Origin of the sequence: Pseudomonas sp. SIMBA_067, assembly GCF_046534675.1 — a bacterium.
Lineage (GTDB): Bacteria > Pseudomonadota > Gammaproteobacteria > Pseudomonadales > Pseudomonadaceae > Aquipseudomonas > Aquipseudomonas putida.
On sequence record NZ_JAWRYH010001099.1, the window covers coordinates 1 to 246 of the forward strand.

1 pseudogene is annotated in these 246 nt (G+C 57.7%); it reads left to right on the plus strand.

The features are described from left to right. Positions 1–246: pseudogene (gene garD, locus SB765_RS32670) on the plus strand (galactarate dehydratase); the annotation flags it as partial.

Sequence of the window (246 nt, forward strand, 5' to 3'; positions counted from 1 at the left end):
GTGATGTTCTCGGAAGTCACGGAAGTGCGTGATGCGATTCACCTGCTGACGCCGCGGGGGATTAATCAGGAAGTCGGTAAGCGCTTACTGGAGGAGATGGCCGGGTATGATAATTACCTCGACCAGGGCCAGACCGATCGCAGCGCTAACCCGTCGCCGGGCAATAAGAAAGGCGGGCTGGCGAACGTGGTGGAAAAAGCGCTTGGCTCGATCGCAAAATCGGGACGCAGCGCCATTGTTGAAGTG